The 25,665-nt window shown below is 64.7% G+C and carries 26 protein-coding genes and 1 pseudogene; 13 read left to right on the top strand and 14 right to left on the bottom strand.

Going from position 1 to position 25,665, the window contains the following annotated elements:
- Positions 1-144 precede the first annotated feature (144 nt).
- Complete coding sequence (locus tag ABID26_RS04695; RefSeq protein ID WP_292373818.1) at positions 145-459, top strand: EthD family reductase; 315 nt, start codon at positions 145-147, stop codon at positions 457-459.
- A gap of 22 nt (positions 460-481) precedes the next feature.
- On the opposite strand, the gene ABID26_RS04690 is transcribed toward ABID26_RS04695, so the two are convergent.
- Positions 482-1,021, bottom strand: a complete 540-nt coding sequence (locus ABID26_RS04690; RefSeq protein WP_126101635.1) for an Lrp/AsnC family transcriptional regulator — start codon at positions 1,019-1,021, stop codon at positions 482-484.
- Positions 1,022-1,069: 48 nt separating this feature from the next.
- On the opposite strand from ABID26_RS04690, the gene ABID26_RS04685 reads away from it, so the two are divergent.
- Positions 1,070-2,257, top strand: coding sequence for an MFS transporter (locus tag ABID26_RS04685; protein ID WP_292373832.1), 1,188 nt, complete (start codon positions 1,070-1,072; stop codon positions 2,255-2,257).
- Positions 2,258-2,326: 69 nt separating this feature from the next.
- A complete protein-coding gene (locus ABID26_RS04680) occupies positions 2,327-2,755 on the top strand; it encodes a GNAT family N-acetyltransferase (protein ID WP_354414100.1) in 429 nt (142 codons plus the stop codon).
- Here the strand turns inward: ABID26_RS04680 and ABID26_RS04675 are convergent, their stop codons facing one another.
- Entirely contained in the window at positions 2,756-3,871 is a 1,116-nt protein-coding gene (locus ABID26_RS04675; protein WP_354414098.1) for an anhydro-N-acetylmuramic acid kinase, read from the bottom strand.
- A gap of 484 nt (positions 3,872-4,355) precedes the next feature.
- Between ABID26_RS04675 and ABID26_RS04670 the strand changes: the two genes are divergently transcribed.
- From ABID26_RS04670 to ABID26_RS04640, 7 genes are all read left to right on the top strand, one after another.
- Positions 4,356-5,045 (top strand): SDR family NAD(P)-dependent oxidoreductase, encoded by a 690-nt coding sequence (locus ABID26_RS04670; RefSeq protein WP_354414095.1) that lies wholly within the window; start codon positions 4,356-4,358, stop codon positions 5,043-5,045.
- A gap of 213 nt (positions 5,046-5,258) precedes the next feature.
- The gene (locus ABID26_RS04665; protein WP_354414092.1) at positions 5,259-6,089 is read left to right on the top strand and encodes a substrate-binding periplasmic protein; all 831 of its coding nucleotides are present in this window, start codon (positions 5,259-5,261) and stop codon (positions 6,087-6,089) included.
- Between the two features lie 2 nt (positions 6,090-6,091).
- A complete protein-coding gene (locus ABID26_RS04660; protein ID WP_354414089.1) occupies positions 6,092-7,456 on the top strand; it encodes a dicarboxylate/amino acid:cation symporter in 1,365 nt (454 codons plus the stop codon).
- A complete protein-coding gene (cuyB, locus tag ABID26_RS04655) occupies positions 7,453-8,250 on the top strand; it encodes a cysteate racemase (RefSeq protein WP_292340014.1) in 798 nt (265 codons plus the stop codon). The genes ABID26_RS04660 and cuyB overlap by 4 nt, the downstream gene beginning before the upstream one ends.
- 206 nt (positions 8,251-8,456) lie before the next feature.
- Positions 8,457-9,308 (top strand): MetQ/NlpA family ABC transporter substrate-binding protein, encoded by an 852-nt coding sequence (locus ABID26_RS04650; RefSeq protein WP_354414086.1) that lies wholly within the window; start codon positions 8,457-8,459, stop codon positions 9,306-9,308.
- Between the two features lie 83 nt (positions 9,309-9,391).
- Complete coding sequence (locus ABID26_RS04645) at positions 9,392-10,483, top strand: methionine ABC transporter ATP-binding protein (protein ID WP_292372472.1); 1,092 nt, start codon at positions 9,392-9,394, stop codon at positions 10,481-10,483.
- Entirely contained in the window at positions 10,464-11,120 is a 657-nt protein-coding gene (locus tag ABID26_RS04640; protein WP_126101626.1) for a methionine ABC transporter permease, read from the top strand. The genes ABID26_RS04645 and ABID26_RS04640 overlap by 20 nt, the downstream gene beginning before the upstream one ends.
- Here ABID26_RS04640 and ABID26_RS04635 read toward each other — a convergent pair.
- Entirely contained in the window at positions 11,108-11,380 is a 273-nt protein-coding gene (locus ABID26_RS04635) for a hypothetical protein (RefSeq protein WP_354414083.1), read from the bottom strand. The genes ABID26_RS04640 and ABID26_RS04635 overlap by 13 nt on opposite strands.
- Before the next feature lie 26 nt (positions 11,381-11,406).
- Between ABID26_RS04635 and ABID26_RS04630 the strand changes: the two genes are divergently transcribed.
- On the top strand, positions 11,407-12,426 hold the full coding sequence (locus tag ABID26_RS04630; RefSeq protein ID WP_126101625.1) for an isopenicillin N synthase family dioxygenase: 1,020 nt from the start codon (positions 11,407-11,409) through the stop codon (positions 12,424-12,426).
- A 261-nt stretch (positions 12,427-12,687) separates the two neighbouring features.
- Here ABID26_RS04630 and hpaH read toward each other — a convergent pair whose 3' ends face one another.
- The 5 genes from hpaH to ABID26_RS04605 form a co-directional block, all read right to left on the bottom strand.
- On the bottom strand, positions 12,688-13,491 hold the full coding sequence (gene hpaH / locus ABID26_RS04625) for a 2-oxo-hept-4-ene-1,7-dioate hydratase (protein WP_189521321.1): 804 nt from the start codon (positions 13,489-13,491) through the stop codon (positions 12,688-12,690).
- A complete protein-coding gene (locus ABID26_RS04620; protein ID WP_126101624.1) occupies positions 13,488-14,363 on the bottom strand; it encodes a fumarylacetoacetate hydrolase family protein in 876 nt (291 codons plus the stop codon). Before ABID26_RS04620 ends, hpaH begins: the two co-directional genes overlap by 4 nt.
- Before the next feature lie 244 nt (positions 14,364-14,607).
- Complete coding sequence (hpaD, locus tag ABID26_RS04615) at positions 14,608-15,588, bottom strand: 3,4-dihydroxyphenylacetate 2,3-dioxygenase (protein ID WP_126102818.1); 981 nt, start codon at positions 15,586-15,588, stop codon at positions 14,608-14,610.
- Positions 15,589-15,601: 13 nt separating this feature from the next.
- Entirely contained in the window at positions 15,602-17,119 is a 1,518-nt protein-coding gene (gene hpaE, locus ABID26_RS04610; RefSeq protein ID WP_292344786.1) for a 5-carboxymethyl-2-hydroxymuconate semialdehyde dehydrogenase, read from the bottom strand.
- A gap of 36 nt (positions 17,120-17,155) precedes the next feature.
- On the bottom strand, positions 17,156-17,542 hold the full coding sequence (locus ABID26_RS04605; protein ID WP_126101622.1) for a 5-carboxymethyl-2-hydroxymuconate Delta-isomerase: 387 nt from the start codon (positions 17,540-17,542) through the stop codon (positions 17,156-17,158).
- Between the two features lie 221 nt (positions 17,543-17,763).
- Here ABID26_RS04605 and hpaR point away from each other — a divergent pair, with 221 nt between their 5' ends.
- Positions 17,764-18,168, top strand: coding sequence for a homoprotocatechuate degradation operon regulator HpaR (gene hpaR / locus ABID26_RS04600; RefSeq protein WP_245460374.1), 405 nt, complete (start codon positions 17,764-17,766; stop codon positions 18,166-18,168).
- Positions 18,169-18,355: 187 nt separating this feature from the next.
- Here hpaR and ABID26_RS04595 read toward each other — a convergent pair whose 3' ends face one another.
- Both ABID26_RS04595 and ABID26_RS04590 read right to left on the bottom strand, forming a co-directional pair.
- Complete coding sequence (locus tag ABID26_RS04595; RefSeq protein ID WP_126101620.1) at positions 18,356-18,865, bottom strand: flavin reductase; 510 nt, start codon at positions 18,863-18,865, stop codon at positions 18,356-18,358.
- A gap of 12 nt (positions 18,866-18,877) precedes the next feature.
- Complete coding sequence (locus ABID26_RS04590) at positions 18,878-20,422, bottom strand: 4-hydroxyphenylacetate 3-hydroxylase N-terminal domain-containing protein (protein ID WP_126102817.1); 1,545 nt, start codon at positions 20,420-20,422, stop codon at positions 18,878-18,880.
- A 91-nt stretch (positions 20,423-20,513) separates the two neighbouring features.
- On the opposite strand from ABID26_RS04590, the gene ABID26_RS04585 reads away from it, so the two are divergent.
- Positions 20,514-21,386, top strand: a complete 873-nt coding sequence (locus ABID26_RS04585) for a helix-turn-helix domain-containing protein (RefSeq protein WP_292372476.1) — start codon at positions 20,514-20,516, stop codon at positions 21,384-21,386.
- A gap of 51 nt (positions 21,387-21,437) precedes the next feature.
- Here ABID26_RS04585 and ABID26_RS04580 read toward each other — a convergent pair whose 3' ends face one another.
- From ABID26_RS04580 to ABID26_RS04565, 4 genes and pseudogenes are all read right to left on the bottom strand, one after another.
- Entirely contained in the window at positions 21,438-22,796 is a 1,359-nt protein-coding gene (locus tag ABID26_RS04580) for an aminotransferase class III-fold pyridoxal phosphate-dependent enzyme (protein WP_292372478.1), read from the bottom strand.
- Between the two features lie 33 nt (positions 22,797-22,829).
- A pseudogene (locus tag ABID26_RS04575) lies at positions 22,830-23,483 on the bottom strand (HAD-IA family hydrolase); the annotation flags it as partial.
- Positions 23,480-24,730: a Tm-1-like ATP-binding domain-containing protein gene (locus ABID26_RS04570; RefSeq protein ID WP_292372480.1), complete on the bottom strand. Its 1,251-nt coding sequence runs from the start codon at positions 24,728-24,730 to the stop codon at positions 23,480-23,482. The gene ABID26_RS04570 and the pseudogene ABID26_RS04575, both read right to left, overlap by 4 nt.
- 28 nt (positions 24,731-24,758) lie before the next feature.
- The gene (locus ABID26_RS04565) at positions 24,759-25,532 is read right to left on the bottom strand and encodes an IclR family transcriptional regulator (protein WP_292300146.1); all 774 of its coding nucleotides are present in this window, start codon (positions 25,530-25,532) and stop codon (positions 24,759-24,761) included.
- Positions 25,533-25,665 lie beyond the last annotated feature (133 nt).

Here is a 25,665-nt window from a genome sequence, read left to right as displayed (position 1 = left end):
ACCGGTCGGTTGCGGCAGCTGCGTTGGTCGTTGCGACGCTCGGCAAAGCACGCGCCCTCAAGGTCTTCAAAAAATCTTCTACGTCGCGTTCCATTTCGATCCTTCGGCTCGTCCTTGGTGTGTCCGAACAGAAGGAGCACCACAATGGCCCGGATGGTCGTAATCTACCCGACACCGAAGGACGCGGAGGCATTTGACCGACATTACTTCGAAATCCACGTACCTCTCGCCAAGAAGATTCCAGGTCTCAGGAAATACGAAGTCAGCGACGGCCCCATCGCGACGCCGGTAGGAACATCCAATATCCATCGGATTGGAACGCTGTATTTCGACGACCTTGCGGCGATCGAAAAGGCGTTCGCAAGTCCGGAGGGACGGGCGGCCGGGGCGGATCGCCGAATCTACGCACCTGATGACTCGGGCGTCCAGATGTTCCTTTTCGACAACAGGGAAGTCTGACCCCGGATCGTCTGACGGCAGTCTAGTACACCGGCGTCGCCATATGCCGAGGCGCCGGCCATTCGGCCGTGATCTCGGGCTGCACCGGCCGTTCGAGGTAGGTCGACAGCACCACATAGCTCCGTGTCGAAACCACCCCGGGTGTCTCGTAGATGCGCGACAGCAGACCTTCGAGCGCGCGTGTGTCCTCGGTGCGCACCTTGAGCAGCATGCAGGTGTCGCCGGCGACCGAATGGATTTCCTCGACTTCCGGGCATTCCGAAATCGCCATCAGCTCCGGTGTCTTGCCCCAGCCTCTTGTGTCGATATGCACGAAGGCAAGCAGCGGCTTCTTCACCGCCTTCGGATCGATGATCGCCGAGGTGGCGCGGATGGCGCCGCTGCGCCTGAGCCGCTTCACCCGCTCATGCGCCGCCGGCGGCGACAGGCCGACGCGCTCGCCGAGCTCGGCATAGCTGATGGTCGCGTCATCGACCAGCGCACCTAATATTTTTCGGTCGATCGGGTCGACCTCGCGGGCAGGTTGCCTGTTCCGCTGAACGTCATCTGTTTCTGCGTCCATATGGAAGTTCTCCATTGATGCTGAATTCAATTCTGCCATTATGGAGATATGTCGAACAGTGATCAATCAGCATTTCTGACTGCGGCGCCGCGCGCGCCCATCCCGGCGGCCGCTTATCTGCTCACCGGCTGCATCGCCGTCATCGGCTCCAACTCGCTGGTTCTCGGCCCGATCGCGCCCGCTGTCGCGGCATCGTTCGGGACAAGCGTGCCTGCGGTGATGACGGCGGCCGCCGCCTTTGGCCTTGGCACATCGGCCAGCGCGCTTTTTCTCGCCCGCTACATCGACAGGATCGGCGCGCGCCGGATGCTGCAGGGCGCTTTGCTTTTGCTCGCGCTGGCGCTGGTGGCCAGCGCGCTCGCGCCGACGGTGACGGCGCTGGTGGCGGCCCAGCTTGTTGCCGGCGTTGCCGCTGGCATCGCCATGCCGGCGATCTATGCCAGTTCGGCGGCGATCGCGCCGCCCGGCCGCGAGAGCGGCACGATCGGCGTCGTGTTGACCGGCTGGACGCTCTCAATGGTCGCCGGCGTCTCGCTGTCAGCCGTGCTGGCCGATCTCATCCATTGGCGCGCCGTCTTCGCCACTGTCGCGCTTCTCGCCGGAACCGCAGTCGCAGGTCTGACGATGAACTCGCTGCGCGACACCAGGAAGAGCGGTCCCGCACCTTCGCCGCTTGGCGCGCTGGCCGTGCCTGGGATCATTCCGCTTCTGATCGCCTGCGGCGCCTTCATGACCGCCTTCTACGGCGTCTACGGCTATCTCGGCGACCACCTCCACAAAGACCTCGGCGAGCCGGTCAGCGCCAACGGCCTCGCGGCTATCGCTTACGGCCTCGGCTTCGGCGCGGCCGCACTGCTCGACGGCGTCATCGACCGTCTTAGCGCTCGCCGCGTCATGCCCTTCGCCTATCTGCTGGTCGCCGCCGTCTATGTCGCTATGGCCTTGGTTAGCGGTGGCTTCGGCCCGCTGATGGCGACGATCGCCGCCTGGGGCCTGGCCAACCATTTCGGGCTGAACGTGCTGGTCATGCGCCTGACGGCGCTCGACCCCGCGCGGCGCGGCACAATCATGGGCCTGAACAGCGCGGTCACTTATCTCGCGGTCACTGTCGGCACCGCCGGTTTCGGTCCGCTCTACACAGGCCTCGGCTTCGCCAACTGCGCGCTGATCGCCGCCGGGCTGATGCTGGTGGCGGCGTCGGCCGCGGCATGGCGCTCGGGCAGCGCCCGGCAATGAGGGCAACAGGCTTGCGTCCCTGATTGCTCCTTCGCTAAGGCTGGCTTCCGAACAGCACCCGGGGCCACGATGAAGACGACGCTCGAGATTACCGCCGAGCCCTTGCCTCGGGACCTCGCTTTTCTCGGCGAGAGCCTCACCGCTTTCAATGACGGCGATGTCGGCGCTTCGGCCCGGAAGGCGCTCGCCGTCTTCGTGCGCGACGATGCCGGAGCGATCGTCGCCGGCATATCCGGCTACACCGCCTGGGGCTGGCTCTATGTGCAGTGGCTCTGGGTCGACGAAAAGCTGCGCGGCCGGCGCATCGCCGCTGGCATGCTGGATGCCGCGGAACGGGAGGCGGTGGCGCGCGGCTGCAAGGCCGCCTGGATCGACACTTTCAACCCTACCGCCGCCAAGGTCTATCAGCGCCAGGGCTACCGGCCGTTCGGCACGCTTCCCGACTTTCCGGTCGGCCGCAGCCGCATCTTCCTGCAGAAGCATCTCGCTCCAACCTGATCAGCCGGCCAGTCGGCCGCCGCGCATCGGCTGCTGCACGCCGGTGGTGCTCGGAAAGCTGATCGGCAGGCCGCGCAACACGCGCACCGCCAGGAAGGCGAAGCATTCCGCTTCCACCGCATCGCCCTTCCACCCTAGCGTCTCGGCCTGGACCACTTCGACGCCGGCGCGGCTCTCAAGCATCGCCATCATCGTTGGGTTGTGGCGGCCGCCGCCGCTGACCGCCAGCCGCTTCGGCCGGCGCGGCAACAGGTCGAGCGCCTTGCCGACGGCCGAGACGGTGAAGGCCGTCAGCGTGGCAGCCCCATCCTCCGCGCCGAGCCCCTCGGCCATCGCCGCCGTGAAATCGAAGCGGTCGAGCGACTTCGGGTAAGGTTTTGAGAGATAGGGATGCTGCAGCAGCCGCTCGAGCCTTGCCTCGTCGACAGTGCCTGCGGCTGCGAGCTTGCCGTCGCGGTCCATCTCGCCGAGACCCTTCGACTTGATGAAATCGTTGACCGGCGCATTGGCCGGTCCGGTGTCGAAGGCAATGATGTTGTCCTTGCCGTCCCACCAGCTGATGTTGCCGACGCCGCCGAGATTGAGCACGGCGGTGTCGCCGCTGGCGTCGGCCTCCTTGAGCAGCGCCGCGTGGTAGCCGGCTGCGAGCGGCGCGCCTTGCCCGCCGGCGGCCACATCGGCCGAGCGGAAGTCATAGGCGACCTTGGTGCCGAGAAGCGAAGCCATCAGTCCCCCGTCGCCGAGCTGGCGCGTCCGGCCGATCCGTCCCGGCTGAGGGGCACGATGCAGCACGGTCTGGCCGTGGAAACCGACGACGCCGATATCGGCCATGCTCATCCCATGGCTCTCGACGAGATCCCTGACCGCGGCTGACTGAGCGCGCGTCAGCGCTTCCTCGGCCTCGCGGAAGATCGCTGGCTCCGGCCCTTCGAAATTCCAGGCGCGCGCCTGGCGCAGCGTCTCTTCGAGCAGGCTGCGGATCGATTGCGGGTACGGTGCAAGCGTATAGGTGCCGAAGTCGGCGATGCGCTCGCCGTCGGTCTTGATCAGCGCCACGTCGATATTGCCGTCGAGCACCGTGCCGGTCATCAGGCCGACGGCCCAGATTGGTTCCATGGTCGCTCCTCGAATCTCCGTTGAACCACCTGTCGGACGGATCGGTCCGGCAGGCAAGTCTTTCGCGATCGCTGATCGAGCCAGTCGCTTCAGGATTTGAATTGCTTCCGAGCGTTTGCGCCGCCCCTCACCTGCCTGCCGGCATCCTCTGCCCGTATAGTGACGGGGAGAGGGGCGCTCTCATCGATGGTTTCGCCAATCACCAATGTTCGCATGACAGCGCCGAGGCTGCGGCCGGCCCCTTTCTCCCCGTCACTATACGGGGAGAAATGCCCGGCAGGGCAATGAGGGGCGGCGCCGACGTCGACGATCTGTCGTCCAGAGGCGATTGCCTTGGCTCTGATGGACTTGTCGCATGTGCCGGCGGCTTTTTGCGTCGAACGGTGAAAATCGAGCAACGCCGTTCTTGCCTCCTGCCGCGGAAGGCGCGAGCCTGTGCGACCGTCGGCACCGGCCGAACGTCACATCGCAAGGAGGAAACGACATGGCAGCCAATGTCGCGGTGATCGCAGGCGCTGGATCTGGCCTCAGCGCCTCGCTGGCGCGGCTCCTCGGCAAGGAGGGCTATCGCGTCGTCCTTGCCGCCCGCAATATCGACAAGCTCGCGGCGCTGGTTGAGGAGACCGGCGCGCAGGCGGTGGAAACCGACGTGTCGGATGCCGCCTCGGTGGCACGGCTGTTTGAGGCGGCCGACAAGGCCGGACCCCTCGAAATTGCCGTCTTCAATGCCAGCGGGCGCACGCGCGGCCCGATCGCCGAGCTCGATCCCGCGGCGGTCAAGCAGGCCCTGCTCGTCGGTGCCTATGGCGGCTTCCTCGTCGGCCAGCAGGCGGCGCGCCGGCTCGTTGCGCGCGGCTCAGGCTCGATCCTGTTCACGGGCGCGACCGCAAGCCTCAAAGGGTTCTCCGGCTCGGCCGGTTTCGCCATGCCGAAATTCGGGCTACGCGGACTGGCGCAGTCGATGGCGCGCGAGCTCAGCCCCAAAAACATCCACGTCGCGCATTTCATCATCGACGGCCAGATCGAACCGCCCGGACAGGCGGCCGATCCCGATCGTCCCGATCGCCGCCTGTCGCCCGACGCAATCGCCGAGACCTATCTCGCGGTCCATCGCCAGCATCGCAGCGCCTGGAGCTTCGAGGTCGAACTCAGGCCATGGGTCGAGACGTTCTGACGATCCATGCCGGGTAGCGCGATCGGCGGACGTTGGACGGTGCTTGCGCGGCTCTCGATACATTAGAGAAATTGCATGTTCAGCGATGTTGGGGTTGCTGTGTCTACTAGTATATTTAAAGCTTTAAAGGATACGTTTGTTTAACTTCGCCGTGCATACTGCGAATTGGTCAGATCTGTTTGTCCGGCTCTCTTGCACGAATTGAGAACGCGCATGTCGCTTACACGTCGTACCTTGCTTGCGGCCGGAGGCGGCGGGTTGCTGATCGCGCAGGTGCGGTCAGCTAACGCTCAGGCGGAGAACGCCCCGAAGCCTGCCACGGGCAACAATGCGCTGCGCATCGCCATGCCGGCTTTCGCTTCCGATCCGTTCTTCCCGGCCGACGGGGCGGGGGACAAGGGCATCGACATGGAACTGGCTCGCGGCATAGCCGCTGAGCTTGGCGTCGAGCCGGTGTTCGATCGATCGGCCGTGACGTTCGACGGCATGGTGAAACAGCTGATGTCCGGCCAGGCGGACATGGCGATCGGCAAGCTCAGTCGCACCCTTCAGCGCGGACGCTCGATCCTCTATTCGCGACCCTATGCCATGCTGCACCAGGGGCTGCTCGCCAACCGCCTCAACCTGGCGCGCATTACGCAGGGCAAGCCGCCGGAACAGATCATCCGCAACTTCTCCGGCGATCTCGGCGTGATCGAGGGCTCCTCATTCGCCACCTATGCGGCCACGACCTTCCCGCACGCCCGGATCCGTCGCTTCGCGGGATGGAATACGGTTGTCGACGCGATCCGGAGCGGCACGATCGACATGGCCTATCGCGACGACTTCGAGATCAAGAAGCTGATGGTCGACGATCCGTCGATGACCGTCGTGGCGCGTTCGATCACGCTGACGGACAAGGTCGACACCGTCGCGGTCGGTGTGAGGCCGGACAATCCGCATCTCGCGGCCTTTGTCGATCTTTATCTCGATCTCGCGCGCGGCCAGCAGGTTCTCAACAGCGACGAGATCATCGCGCGCTATCGCCAGGGGAGCAAAGCCTGACCATGGCCGTCTCCGAACTAGCCGCGCCCCTGCCTTTCGATCGGCGCCTGGCGGCGAGGCGTATATTGCGCTCGCCCGTGACGACGATCGCGATGATCCTGGCCGGGATCCTGTGCGGTCTCTACTATCCCGGGTTTTCCCATGCGATCAGCCCGGTCGCGCAGGTCTACTTGAATTTCCTCAAGATGGTCGTCCTGCCCTACCTGGTGTCGTCGGTCATCTTCTCCATCACGGCGATGGTCCAGGACCCGAAATCCGTCCGTTACCTGGGCAAGGTCGGCATAGCCGTGCTGGTCGTCTCGTTCCTGGCCGTGCTGGTGAGCGGCACATATTCGCTCATCCTGCAGCCCGGCCAGATCGAGAATCCGCAGTCGCGCATCGAGCTCGGCGAGTTCATCAATTCCCAGGGCAGCGTATCCACCGATCTCGCATTTCCGTTCCAGCCACCGCCGTCCAACGGGAACGCAAACGGGGAGCATTCGATCCTGCTCGACCTGGTGCCGAACAACGTCTTCAACGCGCTCGCCTCCGGCCAGACCATTCAGGTCCTGCTGTTCTGCCTGCTTTTCGGCCTAGCAATGGGCAAGATCCCTCAGCCCTCGTCCATGAGCCTGTCCCAGGCGCTCAATGCCGTCTACCGGGCCTGCACGGTGCTCACCAACTGGTTCGTCTGGGGACTGCCCTTCGCAACCTTCGTCCTGATCGCCGACCAGACCGCCTCGACCGGAACCAAGCCGCTAACGTTGATGGGCGGCTACCTGCTGGTGATGGGCCTGTCCTGCCTCACATTCCTCGCCGTTGCATTTGCAATTATCGCCATCCGGTCGCGACGCAGCTACTGGACCACGATCAAGACCCTTCAGCCCCTTCTCATGGTGGCGATCACCACGCGCTCCACGGTCGCCTCGCTGCCGTGGGTCATCAACCTGTTGAGCGAGCGGCTGAGGTTCAGCCTGGTGGTCGTCGAGCTGCTCGTGCCGCTGCAGGCGGCCTTGCTGCGGACCGGCCCCGCGCTTCTCTACACCTCAGGCACCCTGTTCATCGCCCAGCTCTACGGCCATCCGCTTGGCGTGCCCGACCTCCTGCTCGTCGGCATTGTTTCGGCGCTTCTCGCGCTCACCACCGGCGGCATGGGCAGCCTGCTCATCCTGTCCCAGATGTCCATCGTGTGCGGTTACCTGAAGCTTCCCTTCGAAGCGGCGTTCGCCCTGTTCGTCGCGGTGGACGCGGCCGTGGATACGCTGATGACGCTGTCCAGCGTCAGCACCGTCGCGGCGAGCACGGCAATGATCGCGCCCAGCCACAGGGAGGGGGCGCAGACTGTTGAAGCCGTCTCGGAAGTGCCCGAAGCCGAGCCCGTCCGATGATCGACGACAGCATCCGTCCTGAGCTCGGCATCATAGGCGGTCTCGGGCCGCTTGCATCGGCGGACTTCTACTTCAAGCTGACCCGGATGACCGAGGCGCTGCGCGACAACGAACATGTGCCGGCCGTCATCCTCAGCGTGCCGCAACTGCCGGACAGGACCGAAGCGATCCTCAGCAACCATGATGGGCCGCTGGCGCCTCTGCAAGCCGCGGTCGCGACGCTCGATGCGCTCGGCGTCGCCTGCATCGCGATGCCGTGCAATACTGCCCACCATTGGTACGATCAACTGGCTGCGAACTCGCATGCGGAGATCATCCACATCGGCGACGCGGTGGTGGCGGAAATAGGTTGCAGCTTGAACCGCGGCCGGATTGCGAACCTCGCAACCCGAGGCACGCTCGTCTCCGGTTTCTACCAGGACAAGATATCGGCGGCGGGGTTCGAGCTCTGCCTTCCCGCAAACGCGGAGTTTCAGGAACGCGTCGATAGCGCGATCGCCCTCGTCAAGGCCGGCTCGATCGCCGATGCGGCGGCCGAGACAGAGCGCGCGCTTCATCTCGCGCAATTGGCCGGCGCCGATGCCGCGCTGCTCGGCTGCACCGAACTATCGGTGGTGGCCGCCAGCCTCAATGATGCGAACGGATTGATCGTCATCGACAGCAATGCGGCCTTGGCGCGAGCCTGCCTGACACGATTGGGCTTCGGCGTTCAGGAAGCCAGAGGTCTGCCGACCGTATCGAGGCTGCCGGGGCATGACCCCTTGCCCTGGCGCGCCGCGCAACGGGCTTCATAGCCGCTGCTTCGACCTGTCGAAGATCGAGCATCTGCTCGCCGGCGGCCAGCATTCTCCAAGTCACAAAATCTTTGAGAGAATATTTTCCACGTTCCGTTCGATAGGAAATGCGCTGCTTTGCCCAAGCGGGCAGCATTGGTGATGCTGATATCGAGGCTTCGCATTCCGCCAGGCCGAAATGATTTCAGGATCGCAAGGAACGCATCATGTCAGAACGCGGCAACGCTTCAAATTCTCTCGCTACGGCATTCACCAGGCGCGTCGGACTTGCCGCGCTTCTCGCCGCCACATTTACCGTCATTGGGCTCGCCGCGCCGTCGCCTTCCTTCGCCGAGGACAAGAAGGCGATCAAGGTCGGCATCATCAGCGGCGAGGACGAGGATGTCTGGCGCGTCGTCACCGCCGAGGCGGCCAAGAAGGGGCTGACGATCGAGACCGTGGTCTTCAACGACTACACCCAGCCCAACGAGGCGCTGGAGCGCGGCGAAATCGACGCCAATGCCTTCCAGCACAAGCCCTATCTCGACAACCAGATCAAGACTCAAGGCTATCATATCGTGCCGGTCGGCTATACCGGCGTCTGGCCGATCGGCCTCTATTCGAAGAAGCACGCCAAGGTCGACGACCTGCCGGAAGGCGCCGTCATCGGCCTGCCGAACGATCCCTCCAATGAGGGCCGCGCGCTGCATGTGCTGGAGCATGAGGGCCTGATCAAGCTGAAGGACGGCACCGGCATCCTGGCGACGACCGCCGATATTGCCGACAACCCGAAGAAGCTCGAGATCAAGGAACTCGACGCCGGCATCGTCGGCCGCTCGGTCGACGATCTCGACGCCGCCGTGGTCAACACCGACTGGGCGCTGAAGAGCGGGCTTTCGCCCGAAAACCGCATCGCGCAGGAGGCGGTAGCCGACAATCCGTACCGCAACTTCATCGCCGTCAAGGCCGGAGCTGAGAACGAGCCCTGGGTGAAGACCTTGGTCGCCGCCTATCAGAACGACACCGTGAAGGCCGAGTTCGACAAGGTCTATAAGGGCACCGGGATCAGTGCCTATTGATCGGCGCCTGGCTGGCAGGAACGGGCGGTCCGCCGTTGAGCGGGCCGCCGTCGCGTTTGCGAGGCGCTAAAACGGATAGAGAGATGAACCAGCATGTCACGGCCGAAATGGCCGATCCGGTCCACATCCCGCCCACGGGGCTGGAGGACGTCGTCCGCCTCGTCGGCCTGAAGCGCCGCTTCGGCGCGACGGCCGCGCTCGACGGCGTCTCGCTCACGGTGCGCAAGGGCGAGATCCTCGGCATCATCGGCCGCAGCGGCGCCGGCAAGTCGACGCTGATCCGCTGCTTGAACGGTCTGGAGCGTCCGGGTTCCGGCGAGGTCTTCATCGAGGGCCGCGAGATCAGCCGTCTAAGCGAGCGTGACTTGCAGCCGCTGCGCCGCCGCATCGGCATGGTGTTCCAGCACTTCAACCTACTGTCGGCGAAAACCGTCGAGGAAAACGTCGCGCTGCCGCTCAAGATCGAAGGCCGGCCGCGCACCGAGCGCATGGCGCGCGCCGCCGAACTGCTGCAGCTTGTCGGCCTGTCGGAGAAGGCCAAGGCCTATCCAGCCTCGCTGTCGGGTGGGCAGAAGCAGCGTGTCGGCATTGCCAGGGCGCTCGCCGCTCGTCCAGCGCTCCTGCTCTCCGACGAGGCGACATCGGCGCTCGACCCGGAGACGACGCGCTCGATCCTGGCGCTCCTCAAGGACATCAATTCCAGGCTCGGCCTCACCATCCTGCTGATCACGCATGAGATGGAGGTGATCCGTTCGATCGCCGACCGCGTGGCGGTGATCGATGCCGGCCGGATCGTCGAAGAGGGCGCGGTCTGGCAGGTCTTCGCCAATCCGAAATCCGAGATCACCAGAAGCCTGCTCGGAGGCATACGGCCGCAACTGCCACTCGAGATCGCGAGCCGGCTAGCCACTGGCGAAGGCGCGGAAACGATCCTCAGGATCGATGTGGCGGGCGAAGCGGCGCGTGGTCCGCTGCTGTCTGATCTGAGCGCCAGCGTGCCTGGCCCGATCCGCCTCGTGCATGGCGGCATCGATCATGTCCAAGAGCAGCCTGTCGGCACACTGTTTCTCGCCGTCCCCGGCGCCGACGCCGCGCGTCTCGCGCGGACAATCGCATTCCTCAAAGATCGCGGCGCGCGGGTGGAGGTGCTTGGCCATGTCGCCGGTCCTGTTTGAACTCCTGCTCCGCTCGATCTGGGAGACCGTGCTGATGACCGGCGCTTCCGGCCTGATTTCGCTGGTCTTCGGCCTGCCGCTCGGCCTGGCGCTGGTAGCCACCGATCGCGGCGGCATCGCCGAAAACCTGTGGGTGAACCGCATCCTCGGCGCTTTGATCAACGGCTTCCGCTCCGTCCCTTTCATCATCCTTCTGGTGGCGCTGATCCCGGTGACGCGGCTGATCGTCGGCACGTCGATCGGCACCTGGGCGGCGATCGTGCCGCTGTCGATCGCGGCGACGCCCTATTATGCCCGCATCGCCGAAGTGTCGCTGCGCGAGGTCGATCACGGTCTGATCGAGGCGGCGCGCGCCATGGGCGGCAACCGTTGGACGATCGTCCGCGAGGTGCTGGTGCCGGAGGCGCTGCCCGGCATCGTCGCCGGCTTCACGGTGACGCTGGTGACGCTGGTCGGCGCCTCCGCCATGGCCGGCGCCATCGGCGCAGGCGGTCTCGGCGACCTTGCCATCCGCTACGGCTACCAGCGCTTCGAGACCAGCGTGATGGTCGCCGTGGTCGTCGTCCTGATCGTGCTGGTCTGCGGCATCCAGTGGATCGGTGACCGGCTGGTGGCGCGGCTGGATCATCGCGGATGAGCGACGCGCGGCAAGCGGTGGTCGCATCGAACGTTATTTGCCGCAAAGCCCGTGAATTGAGCGCCGGCTTGCTCCGTTTGCAGCGAGATTGGTTGGTGCGTTTCTTCACCCGCAATGCCGCGCATGTCATCGTGCGGCGGGGTCGCCAGAGCAATTCCAGGAAAAGTGCGCAGCGGTTTTCCGTCCGGAATTGCGAAAAACGCCAGAGCAATTCCAGGAAAAGTGCACAGCGGTTTTCCGTCCGGAATTGCGAAAAACAAAGAGTTGCCGCAAGAGGAACCTGTCCATGGCCAGAATAATTCCGGTGCTCGATCTCGACCGCCTGGAGCAGGGCGCGTCGGAACGGCGGACTTTCTTGTTCGATCTGCGCACGGCAGCTCGAGATGTCGGCTTCTTCTACCTCAGCGGCCATGGCATAAGTCAGCCGGACATCGACGCTGTGCTCGATGCCGCGCGAAGTTTCTTCGTCTTGCCGGAAGCCGACAAGCTCGCCATCGAGATGGCGAAGTCGCCGCAGTTCCGTGGCTACACGCGCGCCGGCGGCGAACTGACCAAGGGCAAGGCCGACTGGCGCGAGCAGCTCGACATCGGCGTCGAGCGCGCGACACTTCCGCAAGGGCCAGGTGTGCCGGCCTGGACACGGCTGCAGGGCCCGAACCAATGGCCTGCAGCGCTCCCCGATCTCAAGCCTGCGCTGCTTGCCTGGCAGGCCAAGGCGACCGAGGTGGCGATCCGCCTGCTCAAGGCCTTCGCGCTCTCGCTTGATCAGCCGGAAGACGCCTTCGATCCGATCTATCGCGGCGAACCGAACCACCGCATGAAGATCGTGCGCTACCTCGGTCGCGACGCCACCGGCGACGACCAGGGTGTCGGTGCGCACAAGGACGGCGGCTTCCTCACCCTTCTTCTTCAGGACGAGAACAAGGGGCTGCAGGTCGAATATGACGGCAGCTGGGTCAATGTGGATCCGATTCCGCAAACGCTCGTGGTCAATATCGGCGAGCTGCTCGAGCTGGCCTCGAACGGCTATCTGAGGGCAACCGTGCACCGCGTCGTCACGCCGCCGGCGGGTGTCGAGCGGATCTCGGTGCCGTTCTTCTTCAGCGCCCGTCTCGACGCGACCATCCCGCTGCTCGACCTGCCGGAGGAACTGGCGGCCGAAGCGCGCGGCCCGGCCAGCGATCCCGATAATCCGCTCTTCCGCAACGTCGGAACCAACGTGCTGAAGAGCCGGCTGAGATCGCATCCGGACGTCGCGCGCCGGCACTATGCCGATCTGCTGGAAAAAGCAGCGGCCGCCAGCTGAACATTTGCACTGCCCGAGCGAGATTTTTTCGCGTTTTGGGCAGTTTTTGGAATACTGTTCGTCGCAAACGGGTCGGCCAAAGCCCACATAACGGGTGTCGTCCGGTGTTTTCCTCCCATTGCGCCGGACGATGTTCCCCTCTGAAGGTTATGACCTTCATTTCTTGGCCGGGCCGCTTTTCGCGCCCGGCCTTTTTCTTTCCAAAAGTGCGCGGCGGTTTTCCGTCCGGAACTGCACAAAAAGAAGAGAAGATTAACGGGATCAGGCGAAGGCGATGCGGATCGCACCAAAAGGTCCGAAATCCGCGAGGATCTGGTCGCCATGTCGGCATTCGACCGGACGGATGAAGGAACCCGACAGCACCACCTGGCCGGCCTCGATCCGCATGCGGTACTGGTGGAGCCGGTTGGCGAGCCAGACGATGCCCTTGGCCGGATGATCGAGCACGCCGGCGCCGAGCCCGGTCTCCTCGACCTCGCCATTGCGCGACACGATGGCGCCGATCCAGCGCAGGTCCGCCTCGCGCGGTCCGGCCGCGCGGCCGCCGACGACGATGCCTGCATTCGCGGCGTTGTCCGAGATCGTGTCGAAGAAGGTGCGGATTCTGCCGGTTTCCTTGTTCATCCGCTCGATGCGGGTGTCGAGGATTTCCAACGCCGGAGTGACATGATCTGTCGCGTCGAGCACATCGTCGATGGAAACGTCCGGGCCGGCGAGCGGCGCCTTCATGACGAAGGCGATCTCGGCTTCGATGCGCGGCTGGATGAAACGATCGGCCGGCACCCTGCCGCCATCCTCGAAGAACATGTCGTCGAACAGAATGCCGGAATCCGGGATGTCGATGCTGAGCGCCGACTGCATCGCTTTCGAGGTTAGGCCAATCTTCCAGCCCTTGACCGTGAGCCCCGATGCGACCTTCCGCTTCACCAGCGCCGCCTGCACGCGATAGGCGTCATCCATCGTCGCATGCGGAAAATCGAGGCTGAGCAGCCTGATCTGGCGGCGACCGCGTTCGGCTTCGAACAGCCTGCGGGCGGCGTCCTCGATTTGCTCGTCGGTCATCATCGGGCGGTTCCCTCGTCGACGACGCCGTTGCGCAGCAGGCCGATGCCGTCGGCTTCGACCTCGATGACATCGCCCGGCTTCAGCCAGATCGGCGGCTCGAAGCGCGCTCCCGCGCCGGTCGGCGTGCCGGTCACGATGACGTCGCCGGGCACCAGCGTGGTGAAGGTCGAGATGTAGTTGATGATCTTGCGGAAGGAAAAGATCATGCGCCCGGTGCGGTCCTGCTGGCGCACCTCGCCGTTGACGCGGGTGGTGAGGCCGATATCGGCGATCTGCGCCTCATCGGTGAACGGCACCAGCCATGGCCCGATCGAGCCGCTGCGGTCGAAATTCTTGCCCTGCGTGACGTTGAACTTGGCGTGGCGCACCCAGTCGCGGATGGTGCCTTCATTGCAGAGCGAAAGCGCCGCGATATGGCCGAGCGCATCGGCCTCCGAAATGCGGCGGCCGCCCTTGCCGATGACGATGACGATCTCGCCCTCATAGTCGAGCTGCGAAGAGTCCGGCGGCCGCACCAGCGGCGCGCCGTGGCCGACGAAGGAACGCGGGAAGCGGATGAACAGCGACGGGTTCGAGGGCGCTGCCTGCCCGTCCTTGTATTCCTCGTTGCGGTCCGGATAGTTGACGCCGACACAGATGATCTTTTCCGCGGAGGGGATCGGGATCTCGTAGGCGATGTCCTCGACCCGGAAGTCGGCGGCAAAACTGTGCGCTTCATCTGCCAGTTTCCGAAGTGCACCGGCCTCGATCGCTTGGCGCAATGTCGGCCATTCGCTGTGGCGCGCCGAAAGGTCGACGACGCCCTTGCCGGTGATCGCGCCGTAGCGCGTCTTGCCGCCGGCGGTAAAGGTGGCGAGACGTCCCGCGCTCATGCTGATGCTCCGCAGTGGGTTCTGTTGGCCAACCGGAAGCGTCGAGCTCTACGGCGCCCCCCTCTGTCCTGCCGGACATCTCCCCCTCTTGGGGGGAGATCAGCAGAATTCGCGGCCGGCGCTTTTCTTGCAGCGGTGAAAATTGGCGAAGGCGGAGGTGACATCCAATCTCCCCCCTTGAGGGGGAGATGTCCGGCAGGACAGAGGGGGGCGCGAAGGAACGCGAACATCTCCCAATAGCCTATCAAGGCGCAATAATCGGCGATGCTGCCAGATCCGACTGGCGCGGCTTCACGCCGGCAAAGAGGCTGCCTTCCTCGAACCAGCTCCTGGGCGCCGGCGCGCCCCACAGCGTCTGGCGCTGCGGATCCTTCAGGTCCCACTTGATCGGCTCCAGGTCCGGATCGACCGTCTGGTAGTCGGAGCAATAGATCTCGATGCGATGGTTGTCGGGATCGCGGATGTAGAGGAAGAAGGCGTTGGAGATGCCGTGCCGTCCAGGTCCGCGCTCGATGTTCGGCAGCCAGCCGGTGGTCGCCATCAGGTCGAGCAGGTCGATGATGTTGAGCGGCGTCGGCACCCAGAAGGCGACGTGGTGCAGCCGTGGGCCAAGACCGTTGGTGAAGGCGATGTCGTGCACGCCGCCCTTGCGGTGCGTCCAGGCGGCCCACAGCTTCCCGGTCTCGGCATCCTCTGTGTATTCGGTCACGCGGAAGCCGAGCTCGTTGTAGAAGGCCACCGCTTCATCGACATTCGGCGAGAAGCAGTTGAAGTGGTCGATGCGCAGCGGCTTCACGCCCTTATACAGCGCGTATTTCTGATGGATCGGCGGCAGCCGCTCCATCTTCGAATAGAATTCGAGCGGAATGCCGTGCGGATCGCGCGTGCGGAAGGTGCGCGACTGATAGGGACGCTCGACCCATTCCACCGGCAGGCCCTTGGCCGCGAAGAAGTGCGCTGCCTTGTCGAGGTCCTCGTCGGAAAAGACCTTGAAGCCGAGCTCGCGCGCTTCCGGCGTCGTCGCCTTGCGCAGCACGATGCAGTGATGGCCACGCTCTTCCAGCGCGCGCAGATAGATCGCGTCGCTGGTCTCGTCGGTCACCTGCAGGCCGAGCGTGTCGACATAGAACGCGCGGGATTTGGCAAGGTCGGTGACGGCCAGCTCGACATGGGAGAGCCGCACGATATTGAAGGCAGGGTAGAGGTTGGGTTGAGGCAGGGCCATCATGTGTCTCCGGTCAGCCGCCGAGCTTCTGGATCGAATGCGGCGCCGTGGCGAACGCGATGTTCTTGGTTTCCATGTAGAAGTCGAACGACCAGTCGCCGCCGTCGCGGCCGATGCCCGAACTCTTGACGCCGCCGAACGGCGTCGGCAGATGGCGCACATTCTCCGAATTCACCCAGATCATGCCGGCGTCGAGCGCATCGGTGAAGCGCAGCGCGCGGGTGACGTCCGAGGTCCACAGATAACCGGTGAGGCCATACCGCGTGTCGTTGGCCAGAGCCAGCGCCTCGGCCTCGTCCTTGAACGGGATAGCGGTCAGCACCGGCCCGAAGATTTCCTCCTGGGCGATGCGCATCTTGTTGGTGGCGCCGACGAACAGCGTCGGGCTGACATAGCAGCCGCCGCCGGGGCCGGCGAACTTGCCGCCGCCGGCGGCAACCACCGCGCCTTCCGATTTGCCGATCTCGATATAGGACAGCACTTTTTCTTCGTGCATCGGATGGATGAGGGGACCGACCACGGTTTCGGGGTCGAGCGGATGGCCTATTCTGATGCGCCTGGCCTTCCCCGCCACCAGATCGGTGAACTTGTCGTGGACGGACGCTTCGACCAAGAGGCGCGAGGACGAGGTGCAGCGCTCGCCGTTCAGCGAATAGATCATGAAGACGGCGGCGTCCGCGGCGCGCTCCAAATCGGCGTCGGCGAAGACGATGACCGGGTTCTTGCCGCCGAGCTCGAAATGCACCCGCTTCAGCGTCTCGGCGCCCTGTTTCATGATCATCGAGCCGGTGCGGCTCTCGCCGACGAAGCCGATCGCCTTGATATCGGGGTGCTCGGTCAGCGCCCGGCCGGCGTCTTCGCCAAAACCGTTGACGAGATTCCAGACGCCCTTGGGGAGCCCTGCTTCCTCGGCGATCTCGACCAGCAGCCGGGCGGTGAGCGGCGATAGCTCCGCCGGCTTGTGGACGATCGTGCAGCCGGCGGCCAAAGCCGGCGCGATCTTCCAGGTCGAGAGCATGAAGGGCGTGTTCCACGGCGTGATCACGCCGACCGGGCCGATCGGCACGCGCGTCGTCATGTTGAGCTGGCCTGGCGCCCTGAGCGAGCGGCCGTCGCGCGCTTCCGGCGCGCGGTCGGCATAGAAGCGGAAATTCTCCGCGCCGCGCAGTGCTGCCTTGGCCATGAACTTCAGCGATTGGCCGGTGTCCATGCATTCGACGAAGGCGATCTCCTCCGCCCGCGCGACGATGGCGTCGGCGATTTTGTGGAGCAGCTTCTTGCGGGCGTCGCCCGAGATCGCCGCCCAGTCCTTGAAGGCGGCCCTGGCAGCCTTAGCGGCGCGGTCAATGTCGGCGGCCTTGCCACGCGCGACCGTGGCAAGCGGCTTGAGGTCGACGGGCGAGAGCGTCTCGAAGGTCGAGCCGTCGGCGGAGGGCACCGCCTCGCCGCCGATCTGGTTGAGCACGCCGTCTGTGCGGAAGCGTTCGAGATAGGCCTCGGCTTTTCTCAGATTGTCGTCCAGTGCCGCCATGGGTCTTTCCTGTTCTCGATTATTTGCCGCGCCCGTTTACTTGCCACGCAGGCGCGGATGGATGGCGTTCTTCTTCCAGCTGAGTTCGGCGTCGATCTCGCGGATCTCCAGCGACAGCGCGAAATGCGGCGTGGCGAACAGCGACCCGAGATGATCCGTGACGACCGCGAAGATCGCCTCGCCGGCGCGCTTCTTCTCCTCGGCGCTGCGGCCCTTGCCGATGCGGAAATTCATGTCGATGAAGCCGTTCTCGGGCAGCCGGTCGGCGATCGCGTAGGCCTCGGCGCGGAAGGCGCGCACTCTCACCGCGCCCGGCTCGAACAGGCCGGTTTCGAGGATGGTGCGCGAGACCAGCGCGCAGAGCTCGCCCATGTCGACCTTCGCGTCGAGATTCGCCGAATATTCGATCGCCATGTGCGGCAAGGGTTCCTCCACCTTGTAATTAACATGTGAATTACATCTTGACGGCCGAATGTCAAGCGTCGTTCTCTATGCCAATGCAGCTTCCGGGGTGGGATTGCCGCTCCCGGCAAAATCGCGGATATAGCTGCGACCCGAGCCTTAATATTTGCCGCGAGTCGTACTGGATTGGATTTTTCGGAGACCTGATTTTGCTACCGCCCAGCACTCGCCGTTCGCTGCCGATGGCTCTGCTTCGCGCCCGCGAAGTGATCATGGCGCATTTCCGGCCGATGCTTGCCCGCCACGACATCACCGAGCAGCAATGGCGCGTGCTGCGTGTGCTTGCGGAGACAGGGCCGTTGGAAGCGACCGAGCTCGCCAACCGCGCCTCGATCTTGCCGCCCAGCCTGACCCGCATCATCAAGGCGATGGAGGAGCGGGAGTTCATCACCCGCAACAAGGTCAAGGACGACGGCCGCCGAGCGCTGCTCGCCATCAGTCCGGCCGGCGTGGCGCTGATCGAGGAACTGGCGCCCGAGCGCATCGCCATCTACGACGCCATCGAGAAGCGCTACGGCGCCGAAGAGCACGAGCGCCTGCTGGATATGCTGGAGAGCCTGATTCAGTCGGAATCGACGGAGGGGTGATCCTTGGCGGGACTTCCCTTCTCCCCTTGTGGGAGAAGGTGGCCGAGCGAAGCTCGGTCGGATGAGGGGTGCTCCAGCTTGGCGAGACGCACGAAATCACCGCAGCCTCATTCCTTCCAACACCCCTCATCCGTCTCGGCGCTGCGCGCCGATCCACCTTCTCCCACAAGGGGAGAAGGGAAGATGCTCACCCACCAAAACTGCCCAGCGCGCTCGGCTGCATGTAATTGCGTCCGACATAGAGCAGCGCCGCCTCGTCGCTGCCGTGGCGGATGTCGACCACACGGCCGAACATCACATTGTGCGTGCCGACCTTGTTCACCGCGCCGATCTCGCAATCGAAGCTCACTATGGCATCGAGCAGCGCCGGCATGCCGGATGGCATGGTCTGCCAGCGCGCGGCGCTGTAACGCTCGGCCATGTCGCGGATCGCGCCGGCGAACTTTCCCGCCAGATGCATGTGCGACTGGGTCAGCACGTTGACGCAAAAACGCTGGTTGGCGAGGAACATGCCGGTCTGCGCCGAACGCTCGTTCATGCAGACCAGCAGCGTCGGCGGATCGTCGGAGACGCTGCACATGGCGGTCGCGGTAAAGCCGCCGCGCCCGGCCGGGCCGTCGGTGGTGACGATGTTGACCGGCGCGCAGACCCGCGCCATGGCCTCGCGGAATTCCAGCCTCGCGACTTGCGCCTCCATCGCCTGCCTCCGTCAGTTGGCCTGGGCGGCAAGCGGCGGCAGCCAGCTATCGCCGGTCCAGCCCTTTTCGTCATAGTCGGCCATGCATTGGTCGACCAGTTCCTCCATCTGCTTCAGCCGACCGCCGCGCTCGGCGCCCTTCAGCACCTGCAGCCGCACCTCTTCGGGCGCGCCGGCATAGTTGAGCTCGTAGAGCGCATGACGGCCGCCGAATTCGGTGCCGGTCGCGTCCCACAAAAGCTTCATGATCTTGATGCGCTCGACATGGCCCATGTCGTTCGAGCCGCGCACATATTGCGCGAGATAGCGGTCGATCTCCGGGTTGTCGAAGTCGCGCGCCGAGGAGGGCAGGTAGATCAGCCCCGAGGCGATCACCCGGCGCACCGTATCGATGACGCGCGGATAAGCCTCCGACATGAAGGTGCGATAGGCGAGCGCCGCCTCGAGATTGGGCAGCACCGCGCCGTTCGCCCATGGAATGGGATTGTGCGCCATTGCATTGGAAAAACTCCAGAACATATGGCGCAGCGCAATCACCTCGCCGAGCGCCGCCTGGTTGCCGCGGAAGGCGTCGCCGCCGGTGGCGCGCAAGGCCTTGGCGAGCAGGCCGGCGAGGAAGTCGAGCTTGACGGCGAAGCGCGTGCAGCCCTGGAAACAGTAGCCATGCATGAAGCCGGAGGCCGGATGGAAGGACAGGATTTTTTGCGCGTCGCGCAGCACAAGCACGTCCTCCCAGGGGATGAAGACATTGTCGAGCACCAGGATCGCGTCGTTCTCGTCGAAGCGCGACGACAGCGGATAGTCGAAGGGGTGGCCGACGCTGTTCGCCGTCTGCTCGTAGGAGACGCGGCAGAACATCTTTATGCCCGGTGCGTTCATCGGCACGATGAACATCACCGAAAGCGACGGATCCTCGGTGACCGTCGCCGAGCTCTGCGCCAGGAAATTGTAGTGGGTCAGCGCCGACGACGTTGCGACCACCTTGGCGCCGGACACCCAGATGCCGGCGTCGTTCTCCTTGGTGATGTGCACGAACACGTCCTTCACCTGCTCGGCCGGCTTGTGGCGGTCGATCGGCGGATTGACGATCGCGTGGTTCATGAACAGGACCGCTTCCTGGGCGCGTTTGTGCCAGGCACGCGCATTGTCCTTGAACGGCCCGTACCATTCGGCATTGGCGCCGAGCGTGTTCATCAGCGCCGCCTTGTAGTCGGCGGTGCGGCCCATCCAGCCGTAGGTCATGCGCGCCCAATGCGCGATCGCGCTTTGCTGCGCTGCAAGCTCGGCAGCGGAGCGGGCAACTCGGAAATATTTGTGCGTGTAGCCACCCGAGCCGGTGTCGGTCGGCGAGGTCAGGACCGGTTGCTGATTGGGATCGTGCAGCGCATCGTAGAGGCGCGCCAGCGAACGCACCGAATTGCGCATCGCCGGATGGCTGGTGACGTCGGCCACCCGTTCGCCATTGATATAGACCTCGCGCCCGTCGCGCAGGCTCGCCAGATATTCGGTGCCCGTGAACGGCCGCGACGTGTCGGCACGGAAATCTTCCGATCGCATCATCATCCTCCCTTAACATGTTAAGTTTAGCGAATTTGACTGCCGCGGGTTATGGACAAAATCCAAAATAGGTTGGATTTTTTCCGGCGTCATGACCCAGTCCCTCATTCCCGAATTCTTCGTCTACGGCGAACCGGCGCGGGCCCTTGATATCGGCTTTTTGCACGTCGAAACTGTTCAAGCCCGCGCCTCCGTGCATCGCGGCCGGGTGCTGGCTCACAAGCATCCGCAGATGGCGCAGGTCACCTTCTGGACGAGTGGTCGGGGCATCTACCGGATCGAGGACGAAACCTGGAGTTTTTCGGCACCGACGGTGAGCTTCATGCCGAGCGGCGTGGTGCATGGCTTCGACATCGAGCCGGGCACGGACGCGATTGTCGTCTCGGTCGCGGATGCGGCGCTTGCCACGATCGCCGAACATTCCGCGCTGCCGCTCGACCAGCCGGTTTTCGTCACCGGACGGGGCGAGGCAGCGCTTTGGCAAAGGCTCGGCGACACAGTCAGGATGATCCAGGCTGAATATGCCGAGGCGCAATCCGGCGCGGAAAAAATCCTGCCGCCGCTGGTCGCCGTCGCGCTGTCGCACATCGCCCGCCTCGATGCGCAATCGCATGCGGTGACAGTGCCGGCCGCGGTTGCGCTGGGCGGCCGTCTCAGGCGGCTGATCGACCGCCATTTTCGCGACGACTGGCCGGTCGAGCGCTATGTCGAGGAACTCGGCACCACGCGCCATCTGCTCGACAAGGCGGCGCATCAGGTGCTGGGTTCCGGCGTGCGCCAGGCGATTGGCGAAAGGCGCCTGGTCGAGGCCAAGCGCCTGCTGCTCTTCACCATCCGCACGGTCGAGGACATCGCCTACGAGACCGGCTTCAACGATCCCGCCTATTTCTCACGCTTCTTCCGGCAGGCGGTTGGGGTGTCGCCGGCGGCATGGCGGAGGGAGCGAATAGTGAGTAGCGAATAGCGAGTAGGGGAAAAGCTCGGTCCCTATTCGCTACTCGCTATTCCCTATTCGCTAGGCTGCCGCAGCAGCCGCCAGTCCCACATCCAACCCTTCCGCGATCTTCGCCACATCTGTCGCCGAAATCACCAGCGGCGGCGACAGGATGACGGTGTTGCCGGAGACGCGCAGCATGACGCCGGCGCCATAGGCGGCGTCGGCGACAGCGGCCATCGTCTTCTTGTCGGCCGGCTTCTTGGCGGCGCGGTCGGAGACGAGTTCGAGCGCGGCCATCAGACCCTGGTAGCGGACATCGCCGACCAGTTGATGCTTGGCCTTCAGCGCTTCGAGCGCCTTGCCGAGCTCGACGCCGCGCGCCGCGGCGTTCTCGTTGAGGGCAAGCCGTTTGGTTTCGGCGAGCGCCGCGAGACCAGCCGCGCAGCCGACCGGATGACCGGAATAAGTATAGCCATGACCGATCGCGCCGAAGCTGGTCTTGTCGGCCTCGAAGACATCGGCGACCTTGGCGCCGATCAAGGTCGCGCCGAGCGGGAAATAGCCCGACGTGATCGCCTTGGCGATGGTCATGAAATCGGGCTTCACGCCGGATAGCCGCGAGCCTGCCCAGGCGCCGGTGCGGCCGAAGCCGGTCACCACCTCGTCGGCGATCAAAAGGATGTCGTGGCGGTGGCAGATCGCCCGCACCATCGGCATGAAGCTCTCATGCGGAACGATGACGCCACCGGCGCCGAGCACCGGCTCCATGATGAAGGCGGCGATGGTGTCGGCGCCCTGGAAGGCGATCTCTTCCTCGATCGCCCGCGCGCAAAGTTTCGCCAGCTTCGCCGGATCGGTCTCGTCGAACGGATTGCGATAAGTCCACGGTGCCGGCGTGTGGAAGACGCCTGGCAGCAGCGGCTCGTAGTTGCGGCGGAAATTCGCGTTGCCGTTGACCGAGGCGCCGCCGAAATGCGTGCCGTGATAGCCCTTCTTCAGCGCCAGGAATTTCGTCCGGTCGCCCTGGCCGCGAATTTTCCAATATTGGCGCGCGAGCCTGAGCGCCGTCTCGACCGAGTCCGAGCCGCCCGAGGTGAAGAAGGCGCGCACCATGCCTTCCGGCGCGAACCATTCGGTGAGCTCATAGGCAAGCTCGATAGACGGTCCGGTGGAGGTGCCGCGAAAGCCGGAGTAATAGGGCAGGGCGTCGAGCTGGGCGGCCATCGCCTGCTTGATCGGATCGCAGCTGTAGCCGAGGTTGACGTTCCACAAGCCGCCGACGGCGTCGAGCACGGTGCGGCCCTCGGCATCGGTGACCGATACGCCTTCGCCCTTCATGATGATCTTCGGCGGCGTCGCCCGCATTTCGGCCGGATGCGCCATCGGGTGCCAGATCGGCTTGGCGTTGTTTTCGGTGAGGAAGTTGATGTCACGCATCGGGAGGGACTCCGGTTTTCCAATCAGGAGCGTCAGGCCGAAATGGCCCAGCGCCTCGGCATAGCTTTGCGCCGGTCGGGCGACGTCGAAATGAACGGTGGGCATGCCGGCGGCAATCGCGCCGTCGACATTGCGTCTCTGGTCGTCGACGAAGACGCAGGCAGCAAGCGGAAGCTCGAGCGCCTCGCCGACAATCGCATAAGCGTGGCGGTCGGGCTTGAGGACCTTGGTATAGGTCGCATCGACGATCGCGTCGAACAGCGCAAGCAGCGGCAGCCGCTCGCGGAAGGACTTGCCGTAGAAGAGGTCGAGCTCGTTGGAGAGGATCGCGAGCCTGACGCCGGCCTGATGCGCGATACGGATCGCCCGCTCGGCCTCCGGCCGGATCACGGCCTGCGGTTCGGCGCCGCGCGCCCGCTGCACGAAGGTCGACATGTCCTGCCAGTCCTCGCCAATGAGCCGGCCGACCTCGCGCGTGCGCGTCTTCCAATAGTCGCGCTCGCTGATCTCGTCGGCCTGCATCGAGCGCCAGAGCGCATCGGAGGCCGGGTCGAACGGCCCGCGCCAGTTGAGCGTGCCGGGCTTGAGCCCGAGCGCGCGCTCGGTCAGCGCATGCGTCTCGAACAGCGTGCGTGTCACGACGCCGCCGAAATCGAGCACCAGCGCTTTTGGCTTCGCCTCGCTCATGCCGCTTGCCTGCCGGGCGGAACGATGCCTTCGGCGACCCAGCGGTCGAAGATCTCCAGCGCCTTGGCGCTGAAAGCGGCGTCGTTGATGTGGCCGGCGATTTCATGCAGCTCGGCATTCTGCGGTACGCGGTCACGCATCTCCTCAACGAAAGCCGAAAGCGCCTCCGGCTCATAGAGCGGCTCGCCTTCCTTGTCCCATTGCTGGATGCCGCCGACAGGCAGGATGAAGGCGGTCGGGCCGGTTGCCGTACTTAGCCTCTCACCAATGGCGCGCGCGATCTCCTTGCGTGTCGCCCCGTCCGACGTGACGGAGGCAAGCAGCCGGTTGTGCGCATGATAGGGCCGCTCGGTGAAGCGCGACGGCACCGCCTGCCAGGTCGGGAAATCCACCATGTCGATGGCGCCGGGCGCGACGATCTGCGGGATGCCTTGGCGCCCGGCATTCTCCAGCCGGTCGCTGCCCGAATTCACCACCGAGCCGGTGAGCTGGTTGGCAAGCTCCTGCAGGCTGAAGTCAAGCACCGCGACGAAACCCTTCTGCGCGGCAATCGCTTCCAGCGCCCGTCCACCCATGCCGGTGGTGTGGAAGACGATCACCTCATAGCCGCGCTTTTCCAGCTCCGGTTTCAGCGTGACCATATATTGCAGGCAGCTTTTTCCCAGCGAGCTCATGCCGATCTTCGGCCGCGATACATCGGGTTTGACGACAGCCTGCGCCGCGCCTACGACCGCGCCGCAAGCCTGCGACAGCACCGCCTTGCAGGCGCTGTTGAGGCCATAGAGGCCGCCCGCCCACAGGATCATCATCAGGTCGGTGGCGATGCGCTCGGGCGGCAACAGATGCGAATAGGCGATTGTCGAGACGACGAATTTCGGCACGCCGAGCGGCAGCGCAAGCGCGACGTCGAGCGCGAGGTCGGTGCCCATAGAGCCGCCGAGCGCGATGACGCCGTCGATCTCGCCCTTGTCATGAAGCGAGCGGGCAAGCCGCGACGCGCCGAGCGCCATCAGCGTCATTGCCGAGTTCTCGTCGCCGCTGGCGATGATCGCTTCGATAGTCGTGTCGGCAGCACCGGCCACGGCATGCCGGTCATGCTCCGGCCTGTAGGGCGGATCGCCAAGCACGCTGACGTCCATCATCACGGCAACGCCGCCGACCGCCTCGATGCGCTCGCGCATGAACAGCAGTTCGTCGGTCTTGGTGTCGCCGGTGCCGATAACCAGGATTCGGCGTGTCTCCTCCACGTCAGGTCTCCTCGCAGTTTCTTGTTGGTTATGATGCCCGCTTCTGGCCGGGCCGATTTTGCCGCCCGAACAGCCGTTCGCCGATCTCGCGCGCCGCCGCCGCGACGCTGGCGCCGTAGCGCTCAATGTCGCCCTTGTGGATGCGCACCCGAGGCGCGGCGATGGCGATGGTGCCGATGGCAAAACCATCGGCGCCGAGGATGGGGGAGGCCACGCTGAGCACGCCTTCCTCATAGCCCTGGGAGCCGGTCGAATGACCCCGAGCGCGAGCAGCCGCAATATGCTCGGCGAGTGTCTCCACGTCGCCGATCGTAAAGGGCGTGAATGCGGGCAGCGGCCCGGTGAGAATGCCTTCGCGCACGCGCTCTTCCGTGAAGGCGAGGAAGGCGATACCCGACGCCGTCGCATGCATCGGCAGCACATCGCCGAGCTGCACGCTGACACGGTTGGCCTTAGCCGATTCGATGACTTGAACGGTGATCAGGCCGCGCTTCGAATATTCCGACAGATGCACGGTCTCGCCGGTCTCCGCCGCCAGTTGCTCGACCACCGGCGCCGCCATGCGCAGGAACGGAAACTGCGCCTCGCGCATCAGCGCCAGCCGCGCGATGCCGGCGCCCAGCCGGTAAAGACGCGTGGTTTCGTCCTGTTCCACCAGCCCATGCGCAATAAGTGAAACCAACAGGCGGCGCGTCGTCGCCTTATCAAAGCCGGCGCCCTTGGCAAGGTCGGCGAGCGCCGTCTCGGGCGCGCCGCTGCCCAGCATTTCCAGCAGCGAAATGGCTTTGCCCACCGTGCTCATCGCGTGCCCGACCCTCCATCAGATACTTAACGTGCGAATTAACTTGACAGCAAGTCGATTCCTTTGCAAGTCTAATATCGAAATGCCGTTGCAAATAATGAAATGATCACCGGCCCGCCAGAAGGCCCTCGGC

Source organism: Mesorhizobium shonense (assembly GCF_040545255.1).
Classification (GTDB): domain Bacteria; phylum Pseudomonadota; class Alphaproteobacteria; order Rhizobiales; family Rhizobiaceae; genus Mesorhizobium; species Mesorhizobium shonense.
The sequence above is the reverse complement of the archived record's forward strand: the minus strand, read 5'-3'. Positions and strand labels throughout refer to the sequence as shown.

Excerpts from the sequence above, each read along its gene's own strand:
- ABID26_RS04695 (WP_292373818.1), top strand. The coding sequence starts at position 145 with ATGGCCCGGATGGTCGTAATCTACCCGACACCGAAGGACGCGGAGGCA.
- ABID26_RS04690 (WP_126101635.1), bottom strand. The coding sequence starts at position 1,021 with ATGGACGCAGAAACAGATGACGTTCAGCGGAACAGGCAACCTGCCCGC.
- ABID26_RS04685 (WP_292373832.1), top strand. The coding sequence starts at position 1,070 with ATGTCGAACAGTGATCAATCAGCATTTCTGACTGCGGCGCCGCGCGCG.
- ABID26_RS04680 (WP_354414100.1), top strand. The coding sequence starts at position 2,327 with ATGAAGACGACGCTCGAGATTACCGCCGAGCCCTTGCCTCGGGACCTC.
- ABID26_RS04675 (WP_354414098.1), bottom strand. The coding sequence starts at position 3,871 with ATGGAACCAATCTGGGCCGTCGGCCTGATGACCGGCACGGTGCTCGAC.
- ABID26_RS04670 (WP_354414095.1), top strand. The coding sequence starts at position 4,356 with ATGGCAGCCAATGTCGCGGTGATCGCAGGCGCTGGATCTGGCCTCAGC.
- ABID26_RS04665 (WP_354414092.1), top strand. The coding sequence starts at position 5,259 with ATGTCGCTTACACGTCGTACCTTGCTTGCGGCCGGAGGCGGCGGGTTG.
- ABID26_RS04660 (WP_354414089.1), top strand. The coding sequence starts at position 6,092 with ATGGCCGTCTCCGAACTAGCCGCGCCCCTGCCTTTCGATCGGCGCCTG.
- cuyB (WP_292340014.1), top strand. The coding sequence starts at position 7,453 with ATGATCGACGACAGCATCCGTCCTGAGCTCGGCATCATAGGCGGTCTC.
- ABID26_RS04650 (WP_354414086.1), top strand. The coding sequence starts at position 8,457 with ATGTCAGAACGCGGCAACGCTTCAAATTCTCTCGCTACGGCATTCACC.
- ABID26_RS04645 (WP_292372472.1), top strand. The coding sequence starts at position 9,392 with ATGAACCAGCATGTCACGGCCGAAATGGCCGATCCGGTCCACATCCCG.
- ABID26_RS04640 (WP_126101626.1), top strand. The coding sequence starts at position 10,464 with ATGTCGCCGGTCCTGTTTGAACTCCTGCTCCGCTCGATCTGGGAGACC.
- ABID26_RS04630 (WP_126101625.1), top strand. The coding sequence starts at position 11,407 with ATGGCCAGAATAATTCCGGTGCTCGATCTCGACCGCCTGGAGCAGGGC.
- hpaH (WP_189521321.1), bottom strand. The coding sequence starts at position 13,491 with ATGATGACCGACGAGCAAATCGAGGACGCCGCCCGCAGGCTGTTCGAA.
- ABID26_RS04620 (WP_126101624.1), bottom strand. The coding sequence starts at position 14,363 with ATGAGCGCGGGACGTCTCGCCACCTTTACCGCCGGCGGCAAGACGCGC.
- hpaD (WP_126102818.1), bottom strand. The coding sequence starts at position 15,588 with ATGGCCCTGCCTCAACCCAACCTCTACCCTGCCTTCAATATCGTGCGG.
- hpaE (WP_292344786.1), bottom strand. The coding sequence starts at position 17,119 with ATGGCGGCACTGGACGACAATCTGAGAAAAGCCGAGGCCTATCTCGAA.
- hpaR (WP_245460374.1), top strand. The coding sequence starts at position 17,764 with ATGGCTCTGCTTCGCGCCCGCGAAGTGATCATGGCGCATTTCCGGCCG.
- ABID26_RS04595 (WP_126101620.1), bottom strand. The coding sequence starts at position 18,865 with ATGGAGGCGCAAGTCGCGAGGCTGGAATTCCGCGAGGCCATGGCGCGG.
- ABID26_RS04590 (WP_126102817.1), bottom strand. The coding sequence starts at position 20,422 with ATGCGATCGGAAGATTTCCGTGCCGACACGTCGCGGCCGTTCACGGGC.
- ABID26_RS04585 (WP_292372476.1), top strand. The coding sequence starts at position 20,514 with ATGACCCAGTCCCTCATTCCCGAATTCTTCGTCTACGGCGAACCGGCG.
- ABID26_RS04580 (WP_292372478.1), bottom strand. The coding sequence starts at position 22,796 with ATGCGTGACATCAACTTCCTCACCGAAAACAACGCCAAGCCGATCTGG.
- ABID26_RS04565 (WP_292300146.1), bottom strand. The coding sequence starts at position 25,532 with ATGAGCACGGTGGGCAAAGCCATTTCGCTGCTGGAAATGCTGGGCAGC.